The sequence below is a fragment of the Flavobacterium sp. RSSB_23 genome (genome assembly GCF_051547145.1).
In the GTDB taxonomy this organism is placed as follows: domain Bacteria; phylum Bacteroidota; class Bacteroidia; order Flavobacteriales; family Flavobacteriaceae; genus Flavobacterium.
In genome coordinates this window covers 1-23,295 of record NZ_JBPTTO010000003.1, presented here as the reverse complement: position 1 = coordinate 23,295, position 23,295 = coordinate 1, and the positions used below count along the sequence as shown (strand labels likewise).

21 protein-coding genes are annotated in these 23,295 nt (G+C 33.7%); 8 read left to right on the top strand and 13 right to left on the bottom strand.

Going from position 1 to position 23,295, the window contains the following annotated elements:
* Nucleotides 1-55 precede the first annotated feature (55 nt).
* From ACSVH9_RS06820 to ACSVH9_RS06790, 7 genes are all read right to left on the bottom strand, one after another.
* A complete protein-coding gene (locus ACSVH9_RS06820; protein ID WP_438063058.1) occupies nucleotides 56-418 on the bottom strand; it encodes a nuclear transport factor 2 family protein in 363 nt (120 codons plus the stop codon).
* Between the two features lies 1 nt (nucleotide 419).
* Entirely contained in the window at nucleotides 420-1,349 is a 930-nt protein-coding gene (locus tag ACSVH9_RS06815; RefSeq protein WP_438063057.1) for a UDP-3-O-(3-hydroxymyristoyl)glucosamine N-acyltransferase, read from the bottom strand.
* An 81-nt stretch (nucleotides 1,350-1,430) separates the two neighbouring features.
* On the bottom strand, nucleotides 1,431-1,997 hold the full coding sequence (efp, locus tag ACSVH9_RS06810; RefSeq protein WP_438063056.1) for an elongation factor P: 567 nt from the start codon (nucleotides 1,995-1,997) through the stop codon (nucleotides 1,431-1,433).
* Between the two features lie 89 nt (nucleotides 1,998-2,086).
* Entirely contained in the window at nucleotides 2,087-2,872 is a 786-nt protein-coding gene (lpxA, locus tag ACSVH9_RS06805) for an acyl-ACP--UDP-N-acetylglucosamine O-acyltransferase (RefSeq protein ID WP_159684876.1), read from the bottom strand.
* Between the two features lie 70 nt (nucleotides 2,873-2,942).
* A complete protein-coding gene (locus ACSVH9_RS06800; protein WP_438063055.1) occupies nucleotides 2,943-4,331 on the bottom strand; it encodes a bifunctional UDP-3-O-[3-hydroxymyristoyl] N-acetylglucosamine deacetylase/3-hydroxyacyl-ACP dehydratase in 1,389 nt (462 codons plus the stop codon).
* Entirely contained in the window at nucleotides 4,324-5,364 is a 1,041-nt protein-coding gene (lpxD, locus tag ACSVH9_RS06795; protein WP_438063054.1) for a UDP-3-O-(3-hydroxymyristoyl)glucosamine N-acyltransferase, read from the bottom strand. Before lpxD ends, ACSVH9_RS06800 begins: the two co-directional genes overlap by 8 nt.
* A 40-nt stretch (nucleotides 5,365-5,404) precedes the next feature.
* The gene (locus ACSVH9_RS06790; RefSeq protein ID WP_438063053.1) at nucleotides 5,405-6,634 is read right to left on the bottom strand and encodes an HD domain-containing protein; all 1,230 of its coding nucleotides are present in this window, start codon (nucleotides 6,632-6,634) and stop codon (nucleotides 5,405-5,407) included.
* A 220-nt stretch (nucleotides 6,635-6,854) separates the two neighbouring features.
* Here ACSVH9_RS06790 and ACSVH9_RS06785 point away from each other — a divergent pair, with 220 nt between their 5' ends.
* The 5 genes from ACSVH9_RS06785 to ACSVH9_RS06765 all read left to right on the top strand — a co-directional run bounded on the left by ACSVH9_RS06785 (nucleotide 6,855) and on the right by ACSVH9_RS06765 (nucleotide 11,078).
* Nucleotides 6,855-8,408, top strand: a complete 1,554-nt coding sequence (locus ACSVH9_RS06785; RefSeq protein WP_438063052.1) for a PglZ domain-containing protein — start codon at nucleotides 6,855-6,857, stop codon at nucleotides 8,406-8,408.
* A gap of 85 nt (nucleotides 8,409-8,493) precedes the next feature.
* A complete protein-coding gene (gene tsaE, locus ACSVH9_RS06780; RefSeq protein ID WP_438063051.1) occupies nucleotides 8,494-8,901 on the top strand; it encodes a tRNA (adenosine(37)-N6)-threonylcarbamoyltransferase complex ATPase subunit type 1 TsaE in 408 nt (135 codons plus the stop codon).
* A gap of 15 nt (nucleotides 8,902-8,916) precedes the next feature.
* Nucleotides 8,917-9,396: a GNAT family N-acetyltransferase gene (locus ACSVH9_RS06775; RefSeq protein ID WP_438063050.1), complete on the top strand. Its 480-nt coding sequence runs from the start codon at nucleotides 8,917-8,919 to the stop codon at nucleotides 9,394-9,396.
* 76 nt (nucleotides 9,397-9,472) lie between these two features.
* Nucleotides 9,473-10,666, top strand: a complete 1,194-nt coding sequence (locus ACSVH9_RS06770; RefSeq protein ID WP_438063049.1) for an alanine dehydrogenase — start codon at nucleotides 9,473-9,475, stop codon at nucleotides 10,664-10,666.
* Between the two features lie 37 nt (nucleotides 10,667-10,703).
* On the top strand, nucleotides 10,704-11,078 hold the full coding sequence (locus ACSVH9_RS06765) for a DUF4258 domain-containing protein (protein ID WP_438063048.1): 375 nt from the start codon (nucleotides 10,704-10,706) through the stop codon (nucleotides 11,076-11,078).
* On the opposite strand, the gene ung is transcribed toward ACSVH9_RS06765, so the two are convergent.
* Nucleotides 11,079-11,774, bottom strand: coding sequence for a uracil-DNA glycosylase (ung, locus tag ACSVH9_RS06760; RefSeq protein WP_438063047.1), 696 nt, complete (start codon nucleotides 11,772-11,774; stop codon nucleotides 11,079-11,081).
* Nucleotides 11,767-12,168 (bottom strand): nuclear transport factor 2 family protein, encoded by a 402-nt coding sequence (locus tag ACSVH9_RS06755; protein WP_438063046.1) that lies wholly within the window; start codon nucleotides 12,166-12,168, stop codon nucleotides 11,767-11,769. The genes ung and ACSVH9_RS06755 overlap by 8 nt, the downstream gene beginning before the upstream one ends.
* 98 nt (nucleotides 12,169-12,266) lie before the next feature.
* Here ACSVH9_RS06755 and ACSVH9_RS06750 point away from each other — a divergent pair, with 98 nt between their 5' ends.
* Nucleotides 12,267-14,432: an endonuclease MutS2 gene (locus ACSVH9_RS06750; RefSeq protein WP_438063045.1), complete on the top strand. Its 2,166-nt coding sequence runs from the start codon at nucleotides 12,267-12,269 to the stop codon at nucleotides 14,430-14,432.
* Nucleotides 14,433-14,436: 4 nt separating this feature from the next.
* Nucleotides 14,437-14,859 (top strand): thiol-disulfide oxidoreductase DCC family protein, encoded by a 423-nt coding sequence (locus tag ACSVH9_RS06745; protein ID WP_438063044.1) that lies wholly within the window; start codon nucleotides 14,437-14,439, stop codon nucleotides 14,857-14,859.
* 193 nt (nucleotides 14,860-15,052) lie between these two features.
* Here ACSVH9_RS06745 and glgB read toward each other — a convergent pair whose 3' ends face one another.
* The 4 genes from glgB to ACSVH9_RS06725 form a co-directional block, all read right to left on the bottom strand.
* Nucleotides 15,053-16,960 (bottom strand): 1,4-alpha-glucan branching protein GlgB, encoded by a 1,908-nt coding sequence (gene glgB / locus ACSVH9_RS06740; protein ID WP_438063043.1) that lies wholly within the window; start codon nucleotides 16,958-16,960, stop codon nucleotides 15,053-15,055.
* Nucleotides 16,961-16,996: 36 nt separating this feature from the next.
* Entirely contained in the window at nucleotides 16,997-18,631 is a 1,635-nt protein-coding gene (locus ACSVH9_RS06735) for a trehalose synthase (protein WP_438063042.1), read from the bottom strand.
* Nucleotides 18,631-20,562: an alpha-1,4-glucan--maltose-1-phosphate maltosyltransferase gene (locus ACSVH9_RS06730; RefSeq protein WP_438063041.1), complete on the bottom strand. Its 1,932-nt coding sequence runs from the start codon at nucleotides 20,560-20,562 to the stop codon at nucleotides 18,631-18,633. The genes ACSVH9_RS06735 and ACSVH9_RS06730 overlap by 1 nt, the downstream gene beginning before the upstream one ends.
* Before the next feature lie 85 nt (nucleotides 20,563-20,647).
* Nucleotides 20,648-21,928 carry a glucose-1-phosphate adenylyltransferase gene (locus tag ACSVH9_RS06725; RefSeq protein WP_438063040.1) on the bottom strand — a complete coding sequence of 427 codons (1,281 nt, stop codon included), beginning with the start codon at nucleotides 21,926-21,928 and terminating at the stop codon, nucleotides 20,648-20,650.
* A 363-nt stretch (nucleotides 21,929-22,291) separates the two neighbouring features.
* Here ACSVH9_RS06725 and ACSVH9_RS06720 point away from each other — a divergent pair, with 363 nt between their 5' ends.
* Complete coding sequence (locus ACSVH9_RS06720) at nucleotides 22,292-22,993, top strand: alpha/beta fold hydrolase (protein WP_438063039.1); 702 nt, start codon at nucleotides 22,292-22,294, stop codon at nucleotides 22,991-22,993.
* The last annotated feature ends 302 nt before the right edge of the window (nucleotides 22,994-23,295 follow it).

Genomic DNA, 23,295 nt, shown 5'->3' with positions numbered 1-23,295 from the left:
TGTTGCAAAAGTAAGGTTTTTGAAATTATTTCAAACCCATTTAGTATCAAATTATTTAGGATACTTGACTCATTTGATAACCTCTGTAAAGTTTATCATCTTTAATCTCCCAAATCATCATAAAATGAGCCAATAACATTTCTTCTCTAGGGTTTTCAATCGTTTTCACAAAATGAGAATACCGTACAGAAATTAGATTATCTTCTTCAATAATATGGCTAATTCGCACCTTAGACCTTACATAAGCTTTATGCAACTCATCAGCTAAATTAATCAAGGAATTGTAATTCATTTGAACATAGCCTTCAGTAGAGTACCAATCAATTACAATCTCTGGATGAATAAATTCCTTTAAAATTGTACTATCAATCAAAGCATCCGATTTGTAAAATGCTTTAACAAAATCTTTTGCAGACATATTATTTTAATTTATTTAAAATTTCTGGAATCTTTTTGATATTAGCTAACTGTTTCAACTTCTCTCTTGATTCTTGGATTGGAGTACCAAAATAAGACTTGCCTCCTTCTACAGATTTAGTTACTCCAGTTTGCCCCATTACCACTGCTTTAGATCCAATGGTTATTCCACTTGTTGTACCAACTTGTCCCCATAATGTCACTTCATCTTCAATAATCACACAACCTGCAATACCAGTTTGAGAAGCAATTAGACATTTTTTACCAATAACAGTATCGTGCCCAACATGTACTTGATTGTCTAACTTAGTACCTTCTCCAATTCTTGTATCGCCGGTAACACCTTTATCTATTGTGCAAAGCGCTCCTATTCCAACGTTATTCTCAATAACTACTCTTCCTCCAGAAATTAATTGATCAAACCCCGTGTCTCTTTTTTTATAATAAAAAGCATCGGCTCCCAAAACAGTACCAGAGTGAATAATAACATTATCGCCAATAACGGTGTGATCATATATCGCAACATTAGAATGAATCAAGCAATTATCTCCAATCACAACTTCGTTTCCAATAAAAACGTTTGGCTGAATTACAGTATTAACTCCAATTTTTGCCGATAAACTTATAGTGACATTTGAAGCTACAAAAGGCTTAAAATGTATCGTCAACTTATTAAAATCTCTAAAAGGATCGTCAGAGATCAAAAGTGCTTTTCCTTGTGGACATGCTACTTCTTTATTAATCAAAACAATAGTTGCAGCAGATTGTAAAGCTTTATCGTAATACTTTGGGTGGTCAACAAAAACAATATCTCCTGGTTCAACCACATGGATTTCGTTCATTCCGAAAACAGGAAAATCAGGGTCGCCCACAAATGAGCATCCGATTAATGAAGCGATATCTTTTAAAGCTATTTCTTTATGGAATTTCATAACATTTTAGTTTTTAATCACAGTTTCTAGTAGCAGTTTTCAATCAATATGTGCTGACTAAAAACTAAAAACTTATAAAAACTATTCCTTTACACGCTCCATATAAGAACTAGTAGCTGTATCAATTTTAATTTTATCACCTTCATTAATAAAAAGAGGTACGTTGATTGTTGCCCCAGTTTCAACTGTTGCTGGTTTTGTAGCATTTGTTGCAGTATTCCCTTTAACACCTGGCTCGGTATAAGTTACTTCTAACACAACAGATGGTGCCATATCAACAGAAAGAGGTAAATCTGTCTCTGTATTAATTTGAATCATTACGTTTTCTCCTTCTTTTAATAAATCTGGAGCATCCAAAACGTTTCTGTTTAATGTAATTTGCTCAAAAGTTTCAGCATTCATAAAATGGAACTCATTTCCTTCTGGATACAAAAATTGAAAAGTATGCGTTTCTACACGTACAACATCAATTTTATGCCCTGCAGAAAAAGTATTATCTAAAACTTTACCATTAGTCAATGATTTCAATTTAGTTCTTACAAAAGCAGGACCTTTACCTGGTTTAACATGAAGAAATTCAATGATTTTATATATATCGTGATTATATTTAATACAAAGTCCGTTTTTAATATCTGAAGTAGATGCCATTTTTTTTTATTTAATATTGTTACTTTTTTAATTCTTATACTGATAAATTATTTTTTTTTCAAACAATTGAATCAATATGTTACTTGCTTTTAATAATTCCCAGAATAGCCTTTCATAACTCCTCTAGATGAATTACGAATAAAATCTATAATTTCATCACGTTCTGGTGTAGCTTCCATCTCTGCTTCGATAATACCCAAAGCTTGAGTAGTATTATAATTTTTTTGATACAAAATTCTATAAATATCCTGTATCTCTTTAATTTTTTCGGTAGTAAAACCTCTTCTTCTTAGACCAACTGAATTAATCCCTACATAAGATAAAGGCTCTTTGGCTGCTTTTGTAAAAGGAGGAACATCTTTTCTTACCAAAGACCCACCTGAAACCATTGCATGATCTCCAATATGAATAAATTGATGAACTGCAGCTAATCCGCCTATTACAGCATATTTTCCAACAATTACATGACCTGCTAAAGCAACTCCATTCACTATAATCGCATTGTCACCAATATGACAATCGTGGGCAATATGAGCAGTTGCCATAACTAAACAATTATTACCTAAAGTCGTTTGACCTGAAGCAATAGTTCCTCTATTGATGGTTACACATTCTCTAATTGTACAATTATCTCCAATGATGGCCAAAGAATCTTCTCCTCCAAATTTTAAATCTTGAGGCACTGCTGAAATAACTGCCCCTGGAAAAATATTGCAATTTTTACCAATTCGAGCACCTTCCATAATAGTAACGTTTGAGCCTATCCAAGTACCATCACCAATAACAACATTATTATGGATTGTTGTAAAAGGCTCTATCACTACATTTTTGGCAATTTTTGCCCCAGGATGTACATATGCTAATGGTTGATTCATTTTTTCTATTTAATCGTTAAGCTGTTTAATGATTCATGGAGTATACCATTAATCATATAAACAAAGAAAATTATTGTTTTCTAGCAATTTGAGCCATTAATTCTGCTTCAGCTACTAATTTACCATTAGCATAAGCATTAGCTTGCATATGACATATTCCTCTTCTAATAGGTGTAATCAAATCACATTTAAAAATTAAAGTGTCTCCTGGAAGTACTTTATGCTTGAATTTAACTTTATCAATTTTCATAAAGAAAGTCAAATAATTTTCAGGATCAGGAACTGTACTTAATACTAAAATCCCTCCTGTTTGAGCCATAGCTTCAACAATTAAAACTCCTGGCATAACTGGAGCATCTGGAAAATGGCCTACAAAGAAATTTTCGTTCATTGTAACATTTTTCATTCCAGCCACATAGGTATCTGTCATTTCGATAATACGATCAATCAACAAAAATGGAGGTCTATGAGGTAAAACAGACATAATTTTATGAATGTCCATTAAAGGTTCTTGATTCAAGTCATAAACAGGAACAAAATTACGTTGTTCAATTTTAATCAATTTTGCCATTTTTTTAGCAAATTGAGTATTTACGTAATGACCTGGTTTATTTGCGATAACTTTTCCTTGAATTTTTGTTCCAATAAGCGCTAAATCTCCAACTACATCTAATAATTTATGTCTAGCAGCTTCGTTTGGATAATGCAATGTTAGATTGTCTAGAATTCCATTTGGCGTTACAGAAATTGACTCTTTACCGAAAGCAACTTTAAGATTTTCCATAGTGCTTGCAGAAATTTCTTTATCTACATATACTATCGCGTTATTAAGATCTCCTCCTTTAATTAATCCATTATCTAAAAGAGATTCTAATTCATGTAAAAAACTAAAAGTTCTTGATTCGCTAATTTCTGTTTTGAAATCAGCTATACTCTTCATAGTAGCATTTTGAGTTCCTAAAATTTTAGTTCCAAAATCTACCATAGTTGTTACCGAATAGTGATCATTTGGCATAACAAGAATTTCACTACCCGTAGCTTCATCAGTAAAAGAGATAATTTCTTTTACCACATATACATTACGCTTAGCGTTTTGCTCTTCAATTCCAGCCTTTTCAATTGCTTCAACAAAATATTTTGAAGAACCGTCCATAATTGGTAATTCAGAAGCATTCAATTCGATAATAATATTATCTAAATCACAACCTTCTAATGCCGCCAAAACATGTTCAGGAGTTTGAATTTTAACCCCTAATTTTTCAAGATTAGTTCCTCTTTGTGTATTTACAACATAATTAGCATCTGCTTCTATGATAGGTTGCCCTTCAAGATCAACTCTAACAAATGTAAAACCATTATTTACTGGAGCAGGTTTAAAAGTCATAGTAACTTCTTTCCCTGTATGCAATCCAACACCAGTTAAGGAAATCTCCGTTTTGATGGTTTTTTGTTTAACCATTATTTCCATTTTTTTGATTTATTATTTTTTTTAATTCTTCTATTTCTGCTACTAATTGTGGCAACTTTTTAAAATAAACATACGACTTATTAAAATCATTATATCCAAATGTAGGACTGCCTTGCAGCACTTCTTCGTCCTTTATATTTCTTGTTACCCCTGATTGAGCTTGGATTCTAACATTATCACCAAGTGTAAGATGACCTGATATTCCGACTTGACCACCAATCATTCCATTTTTACCTACTTTTGAAGAACCAGCAATACCTGTTTGAGCTGCTATTACTGTATTCTCACCAATTTCAACATTGTGCGCAATCTGTATTTGGTTATCTAACTTAACACCTCGCTTAATAATCGTAGACCCTAGAGTAGCTCTGTCAATTGTAGTATTCGCACCTACATCGACACCGTCCTCTAGAACAACGTTTCCTATTTGTGGTATTTTATCAAAAGTGCCGTCAGGTTGAGGTGCAAAACCAAATCCGTCTGAACCTATTACAACTCCTGAATGAATTACACAATCATTACCGATTATTGTCTCAGAATAAATATTAACGCCGGCAAAAATAGTAACATTATTACCAATCACAACATTATCACCAATAAAACTATTAGGATATATCTTAACATTTGTCCCAATAACAACATTTTGTCCGATATAACTGAAACTCCCTAAATACAAATTATCACCGTATTTTACATTTTCGGAAATAACTGATGGTTGCTCAATACCTGATTTATTTCTTTTTACCTCGTTGTAAAACTCAAGTAATTTTGTAAAAGAAGCGTAAGCATCTTTTACTTTAATAAGTGTAGTAGTTATAGGAGACTCTGGCTCAAAGGTATCATTAACAATAGTTATTGAAGCTTGAGTCGAATAAATGTAGTTTAAATACTTAGGGTTAGACAAAAAGGTCAATGACCCTTCCGTTCCTTCCTCAATTTTTGATAATCTAGACACCGATGCATTTGGATCACCAACCACTTCTCCTTCTAAAATACCTGCTATTTGTTCTGCTGTAAATTTCATCCCGACAAAAATATAAAAAATAGGTTTTAATTGTTAAAAATTATAACAGTTGTTTTGGGAAACAGATGTAATACTTTGTAACAAACTTAGATACAGATTTAAAATTCAATTGATCTGAAGCATCAACAATATCTTCAATGGTCTTGTCTTTTTTAAGAATACGTATAGGCTCAGCTTCTTTACTATAGGCTTGATTTTTGATTTTTCCTCTAAAAATAAAGTAATTAGCCTCAGCTAATGTAATCCCATTTTCTAACACAAATCGCTCTTTGAGTGGCAACAATTCTTCGCTAGTAACTTTTTCACTACTCAACTTTATTTTCAATAAATCGCGATTAATAATCATTTTACTCAATGAAGACAGAATAAAATCGGGATGGTCTTGCCAAGATTTCAAAGCGCTGATAATGTCAAAATCATCTAATTTAGAAAACAAATTCAAGGTATCAGCATCAAAAGTTTCCATTGTTACCTTATTATGCATAAAAAAAGACAATGGTAAACTCGCCGTTAACTCCTCACCTTTTAAAGTAAGCTCCTTTGCTCTTTTTAAAATTTTAGTCAAAATAGATTCAGCAACCAAACTAGTTTTATGAAGATACACTTGCCAATACATCAATCGGCGTGACATTAAAAACTTTTCTACAGAATAAATTCCTTTTTCCTCGATTACCAAAACATCATCAACCACATTCATCATCTGTATAATTCGCTCAGAATTAACATTTCCCTCAGAAACACCAGAATAAAAACTATCTCTTTTTAAATAATCCATTCGGTCCATATCCAACTGACTTGAAATCAATTGCAACATAAACTTCCGATGGTATTCGCCTTTAAATACTTGAATTGCTAAACTCAATTTTCCATCAAACTCCTTATTCAATTGCTGCATAAACAACAAAGAAATTGCTTCGTGATGAACATCTTCTACAATACTACTTTCCATGGCATGAGAAAAAGGCCCGTGACCAATATCGTGCAATAATATAGCTATATACAATGCATTTTCTTCCTCAACTGAGATAGCAACGCCTTTAAAACGAAGGGATTCAACTGCTTTTTGCATGATATGCATACATCCTAATGCATGATGAAAACGGGTATGATTGGCTCCAGGATAGACAAGATAAGACAACCCCATTTGAGATATACGACGCAATCTCTGAAAATAAGAGTGCTGAATTAAATCATAAATTAATTCGTTGGGAATAGTGATAAATCCGTAAATAGGATCGTTGAATATTTTGAGTTTATTGATTTGGCTCACGTGACATTACTTTTTTTAGGACAACAAATATAACTAATTTAGACTTTACAATATTTTAAGACAAGTATTTAATAAAGCCAAACACAAAGTATACACAACATTGAAGTTCTCTGATAAAAAAAAATATTAGCTAAAAAAATCACAATTGTATTATACTGCCTGATATATTTAATTAATTTGGCTAAAAGTTTTATTAATTTTGAATGCTTTACCACTAAATATGGATACAATAAAAATACTTTGGGTAGATGACGAAATCGATTTACTAAAACCTCATATTCTATTTCTAGAAAAGAAAAATTATAGTGTTACTACTTGTAATAACGGCCTTGATGCTATAAGTATCTTTGAAGAAAATAATTTCGACATTGTTTTTTTGGATGAAAACATGCCTGGAATGAGCGGTTTAGAAACTCTTTCTGAAATGAAAGAAAAAAAATCTGCCATACCAATGATTATGATTACCAAAAGTGAGGAAGAATACATTATGGAAGAGGCAATTGGTTCCAAAATTGCCGATTACTTAATCAAACCCGTAAATCCAAATCAAATCCTTTTAAGTCTAAAGAAAAATTTAGATCACTCACGTCTAATCTCTCAAAAAACAACTTTAGATTATCAAAAAGAATTCAGAAAAATTACCCTAGAGATGGCTATGGTAAATTCTTATGAAGACTGGATTGAACTCTACAAAAAATTACTGTTTTGGGAATTAGAATTAGAAAATATAGATGATCAGAGTATGATTGAGATTTTAGAATCTCAAAAAGTTGAAGCCAATTCACAATTCGGAAAATTTATTGAACGTAATTACGAAGATTGGTTTGCACCTAAGAGTGATAAACCCATACAATCCCATACACTATTCAAAGAATTGGTTGTCCCAGAAATTCTAAAGAAAGACAAACCAGTACTTTTTGTAGTGATTGATAATTTAAGATACGACCAATGGAAAGCCTTCGAAAATGTGGTAGCGAATTACTACAAGCTTGAGAAAGAAGTGCCCTACTACTCGATTCTTCCAACAGCAACCCAATATGCTAGAAATGCCATTTTCTCAGGATTAACTCCATTAGAGATGGAAAAAAAGTTTCCTCAATATTGGAAAAACGATCCCGAAGAAGGCGGCAAAAACCTTTATGAAGCTGAATTCCTTAGCGCACAATTAAAACGATTAGGACTAAACTTAAAGGAAGATTATTTCAAAATAACAAACCTTGCAGGCGGAAGAAAGCTAGCAGAAAGTTTCAAATCATTAAAAGAAAATGACCTTGTAACCATTGTGTATAATTTTGTAGATATGCTATCGCACGCAAAAACAGAAATGGATGTGGTGAAAGAATTAGCATCAGATGATAAAGCATATCGCTCGCTAACCTTGAGCTGGTTTAAAAATTCTCCTCTGCTTGAAATCATTCAACAAGCCCAAAAATTAGGTTTTAAATTGATTTTAACAACCGACCACGGCACCATAAATGTTAAAAATCCATCTAAAGTAGTTGGCGATAAAAACACAAGTTTGAATTTAAGATACAAAACCGGAAGAAGCTTGACTTATGAGCAAAAAGATGTTTATGCAGTAAAAGACCCAAAAGAAATTGGGCTACCTGCTATAAATATGACTAGTTCGTATATTTTTGCAAAAAATGATTTGTTTTTGGCCTACGTTAACAATTACAACCATTACGTTAGTTACTATAAAAACACCTATCAACACGGCGGAATTTCATTAGAAGAAATGATTATTCCATTTTTAGTATTTAATCCAAAATAACTATTGCCTAATTATTTACAACAACCATAGTAAAGAGAAACTATAAGCAATAAATGCCATTCCGCAATTCATAAATTTTACAAGAATGACAATCACATTTTCAATCGAACAACTTGACCAAGTTGCTAAACAGCTACTAGAACAAAACCCAAATAAAGTACTATTATTTAATGGAGAAATGGGTGCAGGAAAAACTACCTTGATAAAAAAGCTTTGTGAAAATTTAGGAGTCAACGAACCAACAAGTAGCCCAACTTTTTCTTTAGTTAATGAGTACTATACCACTAACAATCAATACATTTATCATTTTGATTGTTATCGATTAAAAACAGAAATCGAAGCTTTGGATATGGGAATTGATGAATACCTCTACTCTGGGCATTGGTGTTTTATTGAATGGGCTGAGAAAATCTCTAATCTAATTCCGGAACAACATTCGGTTATTACAATAGAAGTACTACCTGATGGAAATCGAAAACTGACATTAGAATAAAAAGTACCATCTACAATGAACAATCCAAAAAACAATATTGACATCATACCATTTTCTATTAACCACAAAGAAGCCATTAAAACATTAAATTTAGAATGGTTGCAAAAGTATTTTAAAGTAGAACCCAAAGATGAATTGGTGTTGAGCAACCCTGTTGAAGAAATCATCAACAAAGGCGGAAAAATATATTATGCGCAACATTTAGATGAAATAGTAGGTACTGTCTCCTTGTTAAAAATAAACACTACTACTTTTGAATTATCCAAAATGGCGGTTACGGAAAAAGCTCAAGGATTAGGAGTTGGTAGACAACTACTAGAATTTTGCATTGAAGAAGCCCAAAAACTCGGAATCCAGAAGTTAATTTTATATTCAAACCGACAACTAAAATCGGCGCTACACTTGTATGAATCCTTTGGTTTCAAAGAAATTCCAGTAGAATCTGGTGTGTACGAAAGAGCCGATATCAAAATGGAACTGCTTTTACCTCAGTAAATAAAGAGTTCCTGCAATCTAAACCCAAAATACTTAAATACTTTTTGTAAATTGTACGCTTAAATTTTTAACAATTATGTCGATTAGCCCATTCACCAAACAACAGTTGATGCCCCAAGAAGAGAAATTGGAAGTTGCAAGACATAAAAGTGAGCTTTTCATTGGGATTCCTAAAGAAACCAGCTATCAAGAAAAACGAATTTGCCTAACTCCTGACGCTGTTAATTCGCTTACCTTTCAAGGGCATCGCGTAATGATTGAATCGGGTGCTGGCGAAAGTTCAAGCTACAGTGACAAAGAATATTGTGATGCAGGTGCCGAAATAACTAAAGATACCGCAAAGGTTTTTAGTTGCCCAATGATTTTAAAAGTAGAACCACCTACTCTAGCAGAAATAGAAATGCTTAACAACAAAGCAATATTACTCTCTGCGATTCAATTAAAAACCAGACAAAAAGCTTATTTCGAAGCTTTAGCAAGAAAAAAAATCACAGCTTTAGCGTTTGAATATATTAAAGATGAAGATGGCTCTTACCCAGCCGTAAAATCCTTAAGCGAAATAGCTGGAACCGCTTCTATACTCATTGCTTCAGATTTAATGATTACCACCGAGTTTGGCAAAGGATTGTTATTTGGAAACATCACGGGAGTTCCTCCAACCGAAGTGGTGATTCTAGGCGCTGGAACTGTGGGTGAGTTTGCTGCCAAAACAGCTATTGGACTTGGCGCTAATGTAAAAGTTTTTGATAATTCCATTACCAAATTAAGACGTCTGCAAAACAATTTAAACCAACGCATATTCACTTCAACCATTCAACCCAAAGCTTTATTAAAAGCATTGAGAAGGTGCGATGTAGCTATTGGCGCGATGCGTGGCAAAGAACGTTGCCCAATTGTAGTGACAGAAACGATGGTCGAGCATATGAAAAAAGGTGCAGTTATCGTTGATGTAAGTATTGATACCGGTGGTTGTTTTGAAACCTCAGAAATAACAAGTCACGAAAAACCAACTTTTATCAAAAGCAATGTATTGCATTATTGCGTCCCTAATATTCCCTCCCGTTATTCCAAAACAGCTTCGCTTTCAATTAGTAACATCATTACTCCTTATTTGCTACAAATTGCTGAAGATGGTGGTTTAGAAAGCGCTATACGTTGCAACAAAGGACTTAAAAACGGAGTGTATCTGTACCACGGGATACTTACAAATAAAGCTATTGGAGATTGGTTTGACATTCAAGACAACGATATTAATTTAATTGTTTTTTAAGCTAAGTTTCAATTACCTTTGCAAAAAAAATTACTTCATGAAGTTTACATATCGTTTCGCTTATTATTTGATTGGTTTATTGATGGGATTATTTGTTGTAGCCGCTATCTTTTCTGGCAAAGACACCCGATGCAATTATTTTCCAAACGCTCGTGTGTTGAATGATTTAAGAAACAAACCCTTTGAATACTCTGAAAAAGCCTCTCAAATTCTAAACGAAAAATGGGTCGACACTGCTGATATTAAAAATACCTTAAAATTCGGCGATGTAGATTTCGACAAAAGCAACCTTCCGCTTGAAAAAGGAAAACTTTACACCATTTACGGAAAAACTGCCAAAAATCAAGAAATCACAGTTGAAGTAATCAACTATTCAAACAAAGCAGTTTTAAGAGATATCATCAAGAGATAATTATAACCAGATAATATGTTGTAACCCTTTTGAAGCTAAATAGGCATTGGTTTGTGAAAAATGTTTATTTCCAAACCATTTTCCTTGATTAGCACTCATAGGCGATGGATGACCCGATTCTAAAACCAAGTGTTGCGTTCGGTCAATTTTATTGCCTTTTTTTTGCGCAAAACTTCCCCAAAGTAAAAAAACAAGCTGTTGTTTTTCAGAAGCTAATTTTTCGATAACGGCATCTGTAAACTGACTCCAAGCTAAATGTTTGTGGCTATTGGGACTGTCTTTTCGAACACTCAAAGTAGCATTCAACAACAAAACTCCTTGTTTTGCCCACGCTTCTAAATTTCCCGAAGTAGGCATAAAAATAGCACCTAAATCATCTGTTAATTCTCTATAAATATTGCGTAAAGACGGTGGGATTTTAACTCCATCATTCACAGAAAAGCTCAAACCATTGGCCTCGCCTTCTCCATGATAAGGGTCTTGACCAATGATGACTACTTTTACCTCTTCTAATGTACAATGATTAAAAGCTGAAAAAATCAAGTCTTTTGGCGGAAAACAGGTATGATTTTGATATTCTTCATCGACATCTTGCATCAATGTTTTAAAATACTCTGCTTCTATCTCGTCTTTTAAAAACAATGCCCAATCTGAAGCCAAGTACAATGATTTAGATTCGGACTTTAAATTATTCATATTCAAAAAATACTTGAGTTATTTTTCCACCTTCCACTTTATACATTGCGATTACTTGAACCACCTCTCCTGACACTCTTCCAATGACTTTTTCTTTATCAATAACCAAATTCCCTAAACTCATTCTCTCATTAACAATTGCCTTTTGATTTGGATTCATTGCCCATGCCTTTGCATAATGATTTTCAAAATTGATAGTACCAGAATACTGCAATAGATTAGGGAATTTATACACTTGAACGTCCTCTGAAAAACAAGCTACAAATCGCTGTAAATCTTGAACATTATAAGCTTCTAATTGTTCTTGAACTAATTCTTCTGGAGTCATATCTTTTTTGTTCAAATGTAAAAATTGTTTTTGAGAGTGAGAATCTATTTTATTTGTAGTTGGCATAAAAAAGTATTTATTGAATATAAAAGGAAGCTATCGACTAATTATGCGAATACTCAAAAAGGAATACTTATTTTTGCATACCAAAATTAAACGATTTCATGATTGCTATCACCGAAAAAACATTACAAGATTTACAATTCCCCACTGTACTCGAAACCCTATCGGATATTTGCAATACCGATATTGGTAAAGAGAAAGCATTAAAAATAACGCCTTTCAGAGAGAAAGAAACGTTGATGGAAGCTTTGTTGCAAACTTCAGAGTATGTTTCTTCTTTTCAAAATAACAATGCCATTCCAAATCACGGATTTGACGCCATTACTTATGAAATCAAATTTCTTGGAATTGAAGATAGCTTTCTAGAAGTAGGAAGTTTTAGAAAAATTGCTACGCTATCCAGTACAAGCAACTTCTTATTGAATTTCCTAAAAAAATTCGAAGACTATTATCCTAATTTGAATGCTAGAGCCGCTAGAGTAGAATACACCAAAAATATCATTACGCTAATTGATGAAGTCGTAGACAAATATGGTGAAATCAAAGACAATGCTTCTCCAGATTTACTCAACATTCGAAGAAATATGAACGTGGTTCGTGGTAAAGTAAACCAAAGTTTTGGCGTGGCCTTATCGCAATATAACGGCTTGGGATATTTGGATGATATCAAAGAAAGTTTTGTTCAAAATCGTAGAGTTTTAGCTGTTTTGGCGATGTACCGCAGAAAAGTAAAAGGAACCATTTTAGGTAGCTCGAAAACAGGCAGTATTGCTTATATCGAACCAGAAGCTACTTTGAGATATTCACGTGAATTGAGCAATCTAGAATATGAAGAAAAGGAAGAAATCACCCGAATCTTAAAGCAATTATCAAACGCTATTCGTCCGTATTTGCCTTTGCTTATCGAATACCAAGAGTTTTTGAGTGATATTGATGTTATTGCTGCGAAAGCCAAATATGCCAACAAAATCAATGCTATTTTACCTCAAATCAGCGAAGAAAGAAGGTTATTTCTAAGAGATGCTTACCATCCTATTTTGTATTTGAACAACAAACAAAAGAACGAAGTTACGCATCCGCAAACTATAGAACTGAACCAAGATAACCGAATCATCGTTATTTCTGGACCTAATGCTGGTGGAAAAACCATTTCCTTAAAGACCGTTGGTTTATTACAATTAATGTTGCAATCGGGTATGTTGATTCCGGTACACGAACGCAGTGAAACCTTTTTGTTTGACCGAATTTTAACGGATATTGGCGACAATCAATCCATAGAAAATCATTTGAGTACCTACAGTTATCGCTTAAAAAACATGAATTATTTTCTAAAGAAGTGCAATAGAAAAACCATGTTTTTGATTGATGAATTTGGTACAGGTTCTGACCCAGATTTGGGTGGCGCACTTGCCGAAATTTTCTTGGAAGAATTTTACCATCGTGAAGCTTTTGGAATTATTACGACCCACTACTCCAATTTAAAGATTTTGGCTAATGAATTACCTTGTGCTCAAAATGCCAATATGCTTTTTGATGAGAAAACATTAGAGCCGTTGTACAAACTCGTTTTGGGACAAGCAGGTAGTTCGTTTACTTTTGAAGTAGCTCAGAAAAACGGTATTCCGTTTGGCTTAATCAATCGTGCCAAGAAGAAAATCGAAACCGGAAAAGTACGTTTTGACAAAACTATTGCCACGTTGCAAAAAGAACGTTCTAAACTCGAAAAAACCTCTCAAGTACTAAAAGAAGAAGAATCGAAAGCCAGAGAGGAAAGCAAAAAAATGGAAAACATCAATGTAAAAATCAAGCAAAAACTGGAAAGCTATCAGGAATTGTATGACAGCAACCAAAAAACGATTTACATTGGTCAAAAAATAGAGGACATTTCTGAGAAATACTTCAACAATAAGAACAAAAAAGAACTCATTGGTGAGTTTTTGAAAATTATTGAAATAGAAAACTCCAAGCGTAAAAAGATTTCAGCCAAAGAAGCCAAAGTCATCATAGAGAAGAAAAAAGAGATTATCAAAGAGGTTGAAGTTAAGGTTGAGGAAATCAGAACAATCAAAAAAGAAAAGAAACTGAAACCCGTTGTTGAAAAACCAAAACCTATTCTAAAATTAGGCGATAGAGTGCGCATGGCTGATGGAAAAGCGGTGGGAACGATTGATAGTATTGAGAAAAATAAAGCTACTGTCAATTATGGTATTTTTACTTCGAAAGTAAGTTTAGACGATTTGGAATTAGTTGAAGCAGTAAAAAAATAAAAAAATGCAACACTCGCTATCGCTTCCTGAAAACAAAAAAATCATACTTTTTGATGGCGTTTGCAATTTGTGTAATTCTGCCGTACAAACCATTATACAACACGATAAAAAAGATGTGTTCCGATTTGTGGCTTTACAAAGTGAATTGGGTATAGCTATACAAAAACACATTGGTATTGATACCCGCAAAATAGACAGTCTTGTTTTTTATGCGCCAGGGGTTTCGTATTCTTATAAATCGGAAGCGGTTTTGAACATTGCAAAGGAGCTTGGTGGAATTTTTAGTTTGGCTATTGTCTTTAAAATCCTTCCCGCTCCCCTTTTGAATTCCATTTATGATTATGTAGCCAAAAACAGGTACAAATGGTACGGTCAACAAGAACATTGCTTATTGCCTACTCCTGAATTGAAAGCAAAATTTCTTTGATTCCAGAATAGTACTTATGAAAACGCTTGCGTGAGTGATGGCAGTGGAGCTCTCCCGATTTTTTCTATCGGGAAGCGGGAACGTACAGCACGACCTTCTCTAGCCTTTTTCTGGCTAGAGGAGGGCACGCCCAAATAAAAAATCGTTTACAAAACTTCTGTCTTATAAACGATTTTATTTTGAATGCACAAGGCTATTTTATTTTGAACACGGAAATCGCCAAAGGAGGCAACGTCAAGGCGATGGAATAATCTCTGCCATCATAAGGTGTGGCTTCGACTTTTAACTTTCCGTTTTGTTGTACGCCACTTCCGCCAAATGACTTGGCATCGCTGTTGAATATTTCGGTTAACTCACCTTTTCTAGGTATCCCAATGCGATAGTTTTCTCGAACTACTGGAGTGAAATTGCAAATTACAATCAAATCATTCTTTGCATCATTCCCTTTTCGGATATAAGTCATAACTGCATTATCGTGGTCGGAATAGTTAATCCATTCGAATCCCTCGGGACTAAATTGCTTTTCATACAAGGCAGGCTCAGACTTATACAAAGAATTCAAGGCAGTAATCACGGCTTTGATTCCTTGATGAAAAGGATATTGTAGCAAATGCCAATCGAGACTCGCTTCAAAATTCCACTCAGCGCTTTGCCCAAATTCGCTACCCATAAACAGCAGTTTTGTTCCTGGATGCGTGAACATGTACCCGTATAACAACCTTAGATTCGCATACTTTTGCCATTCATCACCTGGCATTCTTCCTGCGATGGAATGTTTTCCATACACCACTTCATCGTGAGAAAGTGGCAACATAAAATTCTCTGAAAAAGCATACGTCATAGAAAAAGTCAACTCATTTTGATGGTATTTTCTATAAACCGTCTCTTTTTGAAAATAATGTAAGGTATCGTGCATCCAACCCATCATCCATTTCATTCCAAATCCAAGTCCACCAGCAAAAGTTGGTCGAGACACCATAGGAAATGAGGTACTTTCCTCGGCTATGGTTTGCACGCCTTCGTAATTGGCATAAACGGCTTCATTAAAATCTTTAAGGAAACTTATCGTGTCTAGGTTTTCGCGTCCACCAAAAATATTTGGTTCCCATTCCCCATCGTTTCTAGAATAATCTAAATACAACATAGAAGCCACAGCATCAACTCGCAATCCATCCACATGATAGTGGTGCAACCAAAACAAAGCATTACTTATCAAGAAAGAACGCACTTCGTTACGACCATAATTGAATACCAAACTCTTCCAATCTGGATGGTAACCTTTTCTGCGGTCTGGGTGTTCAAACAAGTTAGAGCCATCAAAAAAACCTAGACCGTGTGCATCATCAGGAAAATGTGACGGTACCCAATCCAAAATCACCCCAATTCCTGCATCGTGTAAACGATCTACGAGATACATAAACTCTTGAGGGTTGCCAAAACGAGAAGTTGGCGCAAAATACCCAACCAACTGATACCCCCAAGAAGGATCGTAGGGATATTCCATTACGGGCATGAACTCAACGTGTGTAAATCCTGTTTCTTTGACATACCCCACAAGGTCTTCAGCCATTTCAGTATAACTTAAGAAACTATTGTCATCCGCATGGCGTTTCCAAGATCCCAAATGCACTTCATAAACAGAATAGGGTTTATCTAGCGCGTTGTGCTCTTTTCGAGACTTCATCCATTTGTCATCATCCCATTTATAATCCAAATCCCAAATTACAGAGGCGGTGTGTGGCGGTTTTTCGCAATAAAAAGCAAAAGGATCCGCTTTTTCAGTAACTATTCCGTTGTTGGATGACTGAATTTTATATTTATAAGTCGTACCTTTAGTGATATTTGGAATAAAACCTTCCCATATACCCGAAGCATCCCAACGCACATACAACTCATGATTGCCTGCTATCCAATAATTAAAATCTCCAACCACAGAAACGGACTGCGCAGAGGGTGCCCAAACGGCAAAATATACTCCTTTCACGCCATTCACTTCAATTGGATGTGCGCCTAATTTTTCATAGAGACGAAAATGCTTCCCAGCTTTAAATAAATCGATATCAAATTCAGTGAAAAGGGAATGTACTTGTACTTTATTCATTTTTTATTTTTTAAACTGATTGCTCAGTACTGTAAGTTATTTTGTTTTAAAATTCATTATACTCGCAATTCCTGTCAGTGGAATTACAGACCAACGAGGTCTTGAATTCAACTCATACCCTAATTCATAAACTGCTTTTTCTAGCAAACAATATTTGAGTAAAAAGTCAATTTCATTTTTGTAACCAATATTAAGATTACCTGCCTGAGCTACTTCAGTGTAGGTTTGCAAAAAGATTCCAACAAAGTATTTGTACAACAACTCTCCCGCCATAAACAATTCAGATTGCTCATAATTGTACTTGTCTTTATTATTAAAAATGGTCGCATAGATGGCATAATGAAAGGAACGAAATATTCCAGCAACATCTTTCAATGGGGGCTGTTTTACTTTTCGATCGCGAATGGTACTTTCTGGTTCTCCTTCGAAATCTAGAATGAAAAAATCTTCTCCGTTAACTAATACTTGACCAAGATGATAATCACCGTGTATTCGAATACGCTCAGATTTCATTTTGGTCCAATCAAAATCCAAGAAAACTTTACGAATGTTCTTTTTTTGATCTAAAAACTGATTGGCCAATTCCAGAGCCAAGCCATCCAGTTTGTGTAAGTTGTTTTCAAGAATATTTAATCGGTTTTGAAATTGATAGGTCAATCGGTTCTTTAACCAAACCGAATAATCACTATTGTAAGTTATTGGTGTAAATGCTGTTTCATGAATATCGCTTCCTAAGGCAATGTGCATTTCGGCAGTACGTGTAGCCAATGTTCTAATGCGTAAAAAAATCTTCAACCCTGCCCAATCGATAATTTCATGTGGAATATCATTCAATCGTAATCTAGAAAATAATTCGACCTCGGGTAATTTGTCAATTTTAATTTTGCGATAGCTCAAGTTTTCGAAAATGCGGTCTACCTCTTCTAACATAAATTTCCATGCATCACCTTGATTTGGCACCAACTCTTGCATTAACCCCAAAGTGATATTTCCTTCTGTCAAAATAACGCTGATACTTCCTGTGTAGGCCGGTGAATTTTCAAAATGCATACGCTCAGTTAAAAAACGGCTTATCTCATAATCTGGATTCATATTGATATAAATCCTTCTGAAGATTTTTAAGACCAAAGTGTCATTGTAAATTATAGAGGTATTGCTTTGCTCCACCCCCATAAATTTAGAGCTCTGATAGGTCTTTTGTGTTAATTTGGTACCACAATGAAAGTTCAATTTAGCATCTAACTTACTACTAGAATGCACTATATTGTCAAACAATAATTTACGAAAATCTTCCTGATGAAGTGCATCGACCAAATAGCCTTGAACGCCATTCATTATTACTGGAGCAATTACCGTATTGGTTTCTAAATCGACTTCAGACATGAATGAAATAGGCATAAAATAATGTTGGTAGAAAGCTTCTTTAAAATTAACTTCAAACAAAACCCCATAGTAAGTATGCTTTTTTGAAGAAATTTGAAAGGATTCTACAATCTCAATATACTTTAGCGTACTGGCTTTTCCACCATACCATCGTTTATTGATAATGTAATTTTCGAGTATATCCGAAGAAAATACTTTGACAAAATCTTCTTCAGCAAAAGCGTTTTTCCAATCAATATTGAAAACAAACGGATTTTGGAATTCGTCTTCGTTAATTTTATCAACCATTACTTAATTATTTTAAATAAATGAAAAGGTACATTAGGTCCTAATTCTATAAAATTCCATTCGTTTTCCCAGTAGTAAGTGGCATCTGTAATTAAATCGTGTACGCGGATGGGCTGATTTCCTAACTGCGTATAAGGCAATCGCACCATAGCTTGAACCACATGTTGATCGTTTAAACTAACCACCATTAAGGTTTCATTTTGTTTGTTATCATCATATTTATAGTAAGCAATAACTTGATCGTTATTGGTCTCACAAAAAACAATGTTATTGGTTTGTTGCAACGAATTTTGTTCTTTTCTAATTGCATTAATTTGGGTTATTCTGCGGGTCAAATTGTTTTGAATACTCCAATCCCACTTTACAAACTCGTATTTTTCAGAATCTAAATACTCTTCTTTTCCTGGAGCCATTGGAGCACTAATCATGTATTCAAAAACAGGTCCGTAAATCCCCACATTAGAACTTAAAGTAGCCGCCAAAAAATACTTTTGCAAATGAATCGATTCATTACCTCCTTGCAAGGCAAAAGGATTAATATCTGGCGTATTAGGCCAAAAGTTAGGTCTATAAAACTCTTTTTGAGAAGACTGCGTTAACTCCGTAACATACTCTATTAACTCGGCTTTGGTATTTCTCCAAGTAAAATAAGTATACGATTGACTAAATCCTTGTTTGGCCAACTCATTCATTATTTTGGGACGGGTAAAAGCTTCGGCTAAAAACAATACATCAGGATGTTTTTTCTTGATTTCACCAATCAACCATCCCCAAAAATAAAACGGTTTGGTATGTGGATTATCTACGCGATAGACTTTGATATTGCATTCTTCAATCCAAAACAAAGCTACATCTAATAACTCTTTCCAAAGGTTTTTCCAATCTTTGCTTTCAAAATATATTGGTTGAATGTCTTGGTATTTTTTGGGAGGGTTTTCAGCATATTGAACTGTACCATCAGGTCTCCACTTAAACCATTGAGGAAAATCTTTAACATAAGGATGATCGGGAGCCGCTTGCAAAGCATAATCCATTGCCACCTCAATACCTAAATCGTGCGCTTTTTTTACCAAAGATTTAAAATCTTCGATAGAACCTAATTCAGGATGAGTTGATTTGTGTCCACCATATTGAGAACCAATTCCCCATGGAGAACCAACATCACCTTCTTGTGCATTGGTCGTGTTGTTTTTTCCCTTTCGATTGATTTCTCCAATAGGATGAATGGGTGGAAAATACAAGGTATCAAAACCCATAGCAGCTACTCTCGGCAACAATCGTTCACAATCTTTAAAAGTACCGTGCTTTCCTTGTTCTTCGGATGAAGATCTAGGAAAAAATTCGTACCAAGTACTAAACAACGCTTTTTTTCTATCTACATAGACCTTTAATTCCGAAGATTTATTTTCGATGTAACGAACAGGATATTTTTTAAAAATACTCTTTAATTCGTAGGAAGTAGCCTCTTTAACGGCTTCATCGTAATCCGCTTCGTTTTTGAAAAGTTGAATTAACTTTTTCAAATAGTCTTTCTCAGAAGCATCGACTTTTTTTACAATTGCTTCTATATACTCCGCTCCTTCAAGTAATTCTGATTTCACATATTGATGATCTTGAATTTTACGCTCAGTGCCATGTTGCCAATTCAGCGCATAATCAACCCAACCTTCTACAAAATAGCTATAAAAACCTTGTTTTTCAACTTTAAAACTTCCATTCCATTCATCATTATTAGTAGGCCACATTCGTACTTCCTGCCATTTTTTTTCAGATTCGTGTTTGTATTTAATACAACATTCAATTACATCATGTCCATCCGAAAAAACATCTGCTGTAAGATGTATAGTTTGCCCCACTATTCTTTTGATAAAATGAGCACCACCATCTAATTGTGGCATCACATTTTCAATAACAATTCGAGTTTGCTTCATAATATTAAAAAAAATTAAATCACTTTCTATACGATAGAAATTGATACTACAATCATTATGTTGATAATTACTTTAGAGCAATAATCTATTCTATTCTAAAATTATCGGGTAAGGTTTTACCTTTTTTAATTACCACAATTCCATCTTTAACACAATACAATTCCTCGGAACAATTGGTAAGATGCTTCCCTCCATTGATATAAACATCATTACCAATTCGGCAATTCTTATCCACTAAAGCATGATTAATGTAACAACGTTCACCAATACCTATTAATTGATTCTCATTTTCGATATCCTCCTTCATATCAGTTAAACTTTGATAGAAATCATTACCCATAATATAAGAATTCTCAATTACGGTACCTTCTCCTATTCTAGATCGGTTACCTATCACAGATTTTTTTATTGCTTTGGCATTAATAATGCAACCTTCAGAAATCAAGGAATTATCTAAATGAGTACTTTTAAACTTCGATGGTGGCAATAATCGAGGTCTAGTGTAGATTTTATTATCGTTATCAAATAAATTGAAATCAGGAATATCATTCGTTAATCCAATATTAGCATCAAAAAAAGATTCAATATTTCCAATATCAGTCCAATACCCTTCATATTGATAACTAAGAATTTTTTGCTTACCAACAGCTTGAGGAATTATCTCTTTACCAAAATCTTTAGTTTCGGGATTTTTCATCAACTCAATCAATAGTTTTTTATTAAAAATATAAATCCCCATTGAAGCTAAATAGTGTTTACCTTGTTGTTTCATCTCCTCACTTACATCAGACTCCCATTGGGGCAAAAGTTCGGCGGCAGGTTTTTCAATAAAAGCCTCAATAAAACTAGCATCATTTGTTTTTAAGATACCAAACTCAGGAGCATCTTTTGCATTTACAGGTAAAGTTGCTATTGAAATATCAGCACCATTATCAATATGAGCTTCAAGCATTTCATTAAAATCCATTTGATACAATTGATCACCTGACAAAATCAAAGCATACTCAAAATCATGATTCAAAAAGTGAGGCATACATTGTCTAACGGCATCAGAGGTTCCTTGAAACCAAGTAGGATTATCAGGCGTTTGCTCAGCAGCTAAAATATCAACAAAAGCATGACTGAAAATACTAAAATTATAGGTGTTTTTAATATGAGCATTTAAAGATTTGGAATTGAATTGGGTCAAAACAAACATCCTAAAAATATCAGAATTCATACAATTCGAAATAGGGATATCAACTAAGCGATATTTCCCACCAATAGGTACCGCAGGTTTTGAACGAAACTCAGTCAATGGATACAATCTAGAGCCTTGACCCCCTCCTAAAATAATAGCAATTACATTCTTTTTTTGCTGTTTCATTTTCTTTTAGTTAAAAACATTACACCTAATTAACACTTTAATAAGAAATTAATAATATGAACAAACAATAATATAAATCATAAATATCTATACATTAATCAAAAAATTGAGCTATAAAATAGATTTTATATTACTTTTATGTTTCTTAAATTTAGTAAAAAAGAACGTCACTACAACTTTTTAAAAAAAATTAGTAAAATGCCAAAAACAAAGACTAGTTCTCCAAAAAATTTGCGAATTCCAAAAGTAATTTTAATAACCGCTAAAATATTCGCTTTTATTTCGACAAAATTAGTCACACGATTCGCAGCAAAACTTTTTGTTACCCCAATCAAACATAAGACTCCGAAAAGAGAGCATGAAATGGAATCAAAATCAAAGAAACAAATCATAAAAGTTGCTGCAATCAATAAAGAAATAATGACTTACCATTACGGAAATTCAGATAAAAAAATATTGTTGGTACATGGATGGTCAGGCAGAGGAACTCAATTGTTCAAAATTGCAGATGAATTAATAAGAAACAACTATTCTACAATAAGCTTTGATGCACCAGCTCACGGAAAATCTCCAGGTCAAACCTCAATTATGACCGACTTCATTGAATCTATATTGGAAATAGACAAACAGTTTGGCCCATTTGAAGCAATTATTGGTCACTCATTAGGTGGAATGTCAACACTGAATGCTATAAATAAAGGACTAAAAGTAAAAAATGCAACCGTTATTGGGAGTGGTGATGTTGTACAAGATATAGTAGATGATTTCGTTATTAAACTAAAACTAAATCCAGAGATAGGTAATCAACTTAGAGCTCATTTTGAAAAAAAATATGGTAGTATTATGGATGATTATTCTGCCTACAAAGCTGCAGCTAATATCAATGTTCCAATATTGGTTATTCACGATCGCAATGATGTTGAAGTGCCTGTTTCAGCAGGTATACATATTCATGAACATTGCAAAAAAGGAACACTTTTACTTACCAACAACCTTGGACACCGTAAAATTTTAGGAGATAAAGATGTTATTGAGGCTACTACTAATTTTATATTAAAAAATTAATTGACTGAATAAAATTATGACTACTTCTGATTATAGTAAAAGCTACACACGAAACAGAATATACAACTTAATAAATTTTTCTATACAATACTCAAATTTAAAAAATATATACTTTTCTGAAATCATTACTTAAAATTAATCAACAAAAAAAAAAAAAAAAACTGCTTGTACGACATAAAAAAGGTTAAATAATTAAATAAAGTCAATATTTAACGTCATTCTTACAAAATGCGCATAAATGTTAATTATCATATTTCATCATTGAAACTACTTACAAATAACATTTACTAGCAGCTACTAAA

Bases quoted from the DNA above. Each gene is read 5' to 3' on its own strand.
- ung (WP_438063047.1), bottom strand. From the start codon at position 11,774: ATGAATAATTTAAAGTCCGAATCTAAATCATTGTACTTGGCTTCAGAT.
- lpxD (WP_438063054.1), bottom strand. From the start codon at position 5,364: ATGAAATTTACAGCAGAACAAATAGCAGGTATTTTAGAAGGAGAAGTG.
- ACSVH9_RS06785 (WP_438063052.1), top strand. From the start codon at position 6,855: ATGGATACAATAAAAATACTTTGGGTAGATGACGAAATCGATTTACTA.
- efp (WP_438063056.1), bottom strand. From the start codon at position 1,997: ATGGCATCTACTTCAGATATTAAAAACGGACTTTGTATTAAATATAAT.
- ACSVH9_RS06755 (WP_438063046.1), bottom strand. From the start codon at position 12,168: ATGCCAACTACAAATAAAATAGATTCTCACTCTCAAAAACAATTTTTA.
- ACSVH9_RS06800 (WP_438063055.1), bottom strand. From the start codon at position 4,331: ATGGTTAAACAAAAAACCATCAAAACGGAGATTTCCTTAACTGGTGTT.
- tsaE (WP_438063051.1), top strand. From the start codon at position 8,494: ATGACAATCACATTTTCAATCGAACAACTTGACCAAGTTGCTAAACAG.
- ACSVH9_RS06730 (WP_438063041.1), bottom strand. From the start codon at position 20,562: ATGAAGCAAACTCGAATTGTTATTGAAAATGTGATGCCACAATTAGAT.
- ACSVH9_RS06750 (WP_438063045.1), top strand. From the start codon at position 12,267: ATGATTGCTATCACCGAAAAAACATTACAAGATTTACAATTCCCCACT.
- ACSVH9_RS06720 (WP_438063039.1), top strand. From the start codon at position 22,292: ATGGAATCAAAATCAAAGAAACAAATCATAAAAGTTGCTGCAATCAAT.
- ACSVH9_RS06765 (WP_438063048.1), top strand. From the start codon at position 10,704: ATGAAGTTTACATATCGTTTCGCTTATTATTTGATTGGTTTATTGATG.
- glgB (WP_438063043.1), bottom strand. From the start codon at position 16,960: ATGAATAAAGTACAAGTACATTCCCTTTTCACTGAATTTGATATCGAT.
- ACSVH9_RS06775 (WP_438063050.1), top strand. From the start codon at position 8,917: ATGAACAATCCAAAAAACAATATTGACATCATACCATTTTCTATTAAC.
- ACSVH9_RS06735 (WP_438063042.1), bottom strand. From the start codon at position 18,631: ATGGTTGATAAAATTAACGAAGACGAATTCCAAAATCCGTTTGTTTTC.
- ACSVH9_RS06770 (WP_438063049.1), top strand. From the start codon at position 9,473: ATGTCGATTAGCCCATTCACCAAACAACAGTTGATGCCCCAAGAAGAG.
- ACSVH9_RS06820 (WP_438063058.1), bottom strand. From the start codon at position 418: ATGTCTGCAAAAGATTTTGTTAAAGCATTTTACAAATCGGATGCTTTG.
- lpxA (WP_159684876.1), bottom strand. From the start codon at position 2,872: ATGAATCAACCATTAGCATATGTACATCCTGGGGCAAAAATTGCCAAA.
- ACSVH9_RS06745 (WP_438063044.1), top strand. From the start codon at position 14,437: ATGCAACACTCGCTATCGCTTCCTGAAAACAAAAAAATCATACTTTTT.
- ACSVH9_RS06725 (WP_438063040.1), bottom strand. From the start codon at position 21,928: ATGAAACAGCAAAAAAAGAATGTAATTGCTATTATTTTAGGAGGGGGT.
- ACSVH9_RS06815 (WP_438063057.1), bottom strand. From the start codon at position 1,349: ATGAAATTCCATAAAGAAATAGCTTTAAAAGATATCGCTTCATTAATC.